The organism is Micromonospora sp. NPDC049580 (genome assembly GCF_040675595.1).
In the GTDB taxonomy this organism is placed as follows: domain Bacteria; phylum Actinomycetota; class Actinomycetes; order Mycobacteriales; family Micromonosporaceae; genus Micromonospora.
Window position 1 is genome coordinate 1 of sequence record NZ_JBFAPG010000649.1, and the last position, 2,794, is coordinate 2,794.

Genomic DNA, 2,794 nt, shown 5'->3' on the forward strand with positions numbered 1-2,794 from the left:
GACGCGGCGGTGCGCGCCCGCTACGGGGTGCCCGCCGACCGGTACGCCGACTTCGCCGCCCTGCGCGGCGACCCCAGCGACGGACTGCCCGGGGTGCCGGGCGTCGGCGAGAAGACCGCCGCGCGACTGATCGAGCGGTACGGCAGCATCGACGGCATCCTGGCCGCTCTGGACGACTCCGACTCGTCCTTCGCGCCGGGCCTGCGCACCAAGCTGGCTGCCGCCCGCGACTACCTGGCCGTCGCGCCGACGGTGGTCCGGGTCGCCCTGGACGTGGCCCTGCCGGAGCTGCCCACCGCGCTGCCGACCGCCCCCGCCGACCCGGAGCGGCTGCTCGAGCTGGCCGGCCGGTGGAACCTGGCCGGCTCCGCCCGCCGCCTCGTGGACGCCCTGGCCGCCCGCGCCGACGCCTGACCGGGCGGCGCCCTTCACCGAGGCGCGCCGCCCGCACCCGCGGCACCGGCCGCCGCTGAGGACGCGCCGGTCGGCCGGTGCCTCACGCGCGCAGGTTGGCCGCCAGGTCACCGATCGCGGCCATCGCGTAGCGCTGCATTCCCGGGCCGAACGTGATGCGCGTGGCGCCGTGTCGGGCCAGCTCGGTCACGGACTCCCGGTTCGGCGCGGCGGCCATGTTGATCGGGCCGGTGATGCCCTCGCGCAGCACCGCAAGGACCTCAATCGGCGCCCGCAGCGGGTACACGCAGTCGACGCCCGCCGCCACGTACAGCTTCGCGCGGGCGACGGCGTCGGCCGGGTCACCCGAGCCGAACAGGAACGTGTCGACGCGCGCGTTGATGACGAGCGCGTCGCCTGCCGCCGCCCGCACCTCGGCCAGCCAGTCCGCGTGCCGCTGCGGATCCTTGAGCGTGGCGTGCCCCTCGGAGTCCTCCAGGTTGCAGCCGACGACGCCCGCCTCCAGCAGCCGCTCGACCAGCTCGGCGGGGGCGAGCCCGTAGCCGTCCTCCACGTCCGCGGACACCGGAACGGAGACGGCCCGGACGACCCTCGCCACCGCGGCGAACATCTCGGCGGGCGGGGTGGCGCCGTCCTCGTAGCCGAGGGAGGCGGCGACCCCGGCGCTCGGCGTGGCGAGCGCTTCGAAGCCGGCGTCGGCGAAGACCCGGGCGCTGCCCGCGTCCCAGGCATTCGGCAGGACGAGCGGGTCGCCGGCGGGGCGGTCGTGGTGCAGGGCACGGAAGGTGGCGGCTGTCATCGTTCAGGTCTCCCGACGGGATGTGGAGGGACGATGGCGAGGGCAGGGCGACTGCCCACCATGGACCGTACCGTCATCGCCCGTTCCAGGCGTCGTGCCGTGCCCGCGGCCAATACGCAACCATCGGTTGCGCGAGGCGAGAGGGCCGCGGTAACCTGACGCAACCAAAGGTTGCGAAAGGGCGGTACGCATGGAGTACGGAGTCATCGAACGCGACATCGACGTGGACGCCTCGCCGGAGGTGGTCTTCGAGGTGATCAGCCAACCCGAGCACGTGCGGGAGTGGTGGCCCGACGACGCCCGGTTCGAACCGGTCGAGGGCGCTCCCGGCGAGTTGGTGTGGCGCGACGCGCAGACCGGCGAGACGACGACCGTCGACCTCGCCGTCGTGGACGTCGACCCGCCGAAGCGGTTCTCCTTCCGGTGGTCCTTCACCGAGCCCGACCGGGGCGGGCAGTCGCTGCTGGTCACCTTCGACCTCGTCCCGATCGCGACGGGGACCCGCGTCCGCATGACGGAGACCGGTTTTCGCGAGATGGGCTGGGAGATCGCCCTGCTCGAGAAGCAGTACCAGGACCACGTCAGCGGGTGGAACCACTACATCCCCGCGCTCGGCACGTACGTCGCACGGCTGGTCGCCACGTCATGAGCACGGTCGTCGACGACGCCCTGTGGTCGGCGATCGGCGACCCGATCCGGCGCAGCATGATCGACCTGTTGCTCGCCGGCGGGCCCGGCACCGCCACGTCGCTGAGCGAGCGACTGCCCGTCACCCGCCAGGCCGTCTCGAAGCACCTGGCCGTCCTGGACCGGGTCGGCCTGATCCACTCCGCGCCGGCCGGTCGTGAGCGTCACTACCAGGTCGACGAGGCGCAGCTCGCGCGTGCGGTCGCCCAACTGACCGCCGTCGGCGCCACCTGGGATGCCCGACTCCGCCGGATCAAGCGGATCGCCGAGACGATCGAACGTCACCGTACCGACAACCAGGGAGAATGAGATGGTCGACATCCTGCACCGGGTCGGCGTCGTCGCCCCGCTCGACGACGTCTACCGCGCGGTGGCCACCCCGGAGGGCCTCGCCGCCTGGTGGACGACCGACACGGTCGGCAAGAGCGAGGTCGGCGGGCAGTTGGCCTTCCGGTTCGGCGACGCCGGGGGCTTCGACATGGAGGTCCTGGAGCTGGACCCCACCGGCCACGTCCGCTGGCGGGTCACCGACGGCCCCGAGGAATGGGTCGGCACCGAGATCGACTGGCGCCTCGACCAGCGGGGCGACTACACCGTCGTCCTGTTCAGCCACGAGGGCTGGCGCGAGCCGGTCGAGTTCATGCACCACTGCAGCACCAAGTGGGCGACGTTCCTGATGAGCCTCAAGGAGCTGGTGGAGACCGGGCGGGGCAGGCCGGCGCCGGACGACGTCCAGATCAGCGACTGGCACTGAGCCCGGCCGCTACTTCACCTTCCGGGTGGACCGCACCACGATGTCCTCGTACTCCGGGTGCTTGACCAGCCACTCGGCGAGGAACGGGCAGATCGGCACCACGGGTCGACCCTGGCCCGCGCGGTCATGGACGACGCGCG

General features: G+C 72.9%; 5 protein-coding genes. 4 read left to right on the top strand and 1 reads right to left on the bottom strand.

What is annotated here, in order from left to right; translation table 11 throughout:
- Positions 1-414 (top strand): 5'-3' exonuclease H3TH domain-containing protein (locus tag AB0J68_RS30455; protein WP_363942137.1); only part of this gene is annotated, 414 nt, incomplete at its 5' end.
- A gap of 82 nt (positions 415-496) precedes the next feature.
- Here AB0J68_RS30455 and AB0J68_RS30460 read toward each other — a convergent pair.
- Entirely contained in the window at positions 497-1,213 is a 717-nt protein-coding gene (locus tag AB0J68_RS30460; RefSeq protein WP_354862079.1) for an isocitrate lyase/phosphoenolpyruvate mutase family protein, read from the bottom strand.
- A 190-nt stretch (positions 1,214-1,403) separates the two neighbouring features.
- On the opposite strand from AB0J68_RS30460, the gene AB0J68_RS30465 reads away from it, so the two are divergent.
- The 3 genes from AB0J68_RS30465 to AB0J68_RS30475 are packed head-to-tail and all read left to right on the top strand — an operon-like array spanning position 1,404 to position 2,654.
- Positions 1,404-1,862 (top strand): SRPBCC domain-containing protein, encoded by a 459-nt coding sequence (locus tag AB0J68_RS30465; RefSeq protein ID WP_363942140.1) that lies wholly within the window; start codon positions 1,404-1,406, stop codon positions 1,860-1,862.
- Positions 1,859-2,209, top strand: a complete 351-nt coding sequence (locus AB0J68_RS30470; protein WP_354862075.1) for a metalloregulator ArsR/SmtB family transcription factor — start codon at positions 1,859-1,861, stop codon at positions 2,207-2,209. The genes AB0J68_RS30465 and AB0J68_RS30470 overlap by 4 nt, the downstream gene beginning before the upstream one ends.
- Position 2,210: 1 nt before the next feature.
- Positions 2,211-2,654, top strand: a complete 444-nt coding sequence (locus AB0J68_RS30475; RefSeq protein ID WP_363942142.1) for an SRPBCC domain-containing protein — start codon at positions 2,211-2,213, stop codon at positions 2,652-2,654.
- The last annotated feature ends 140 nt before the right edge of the window (positions 2,655-2,794 follow it).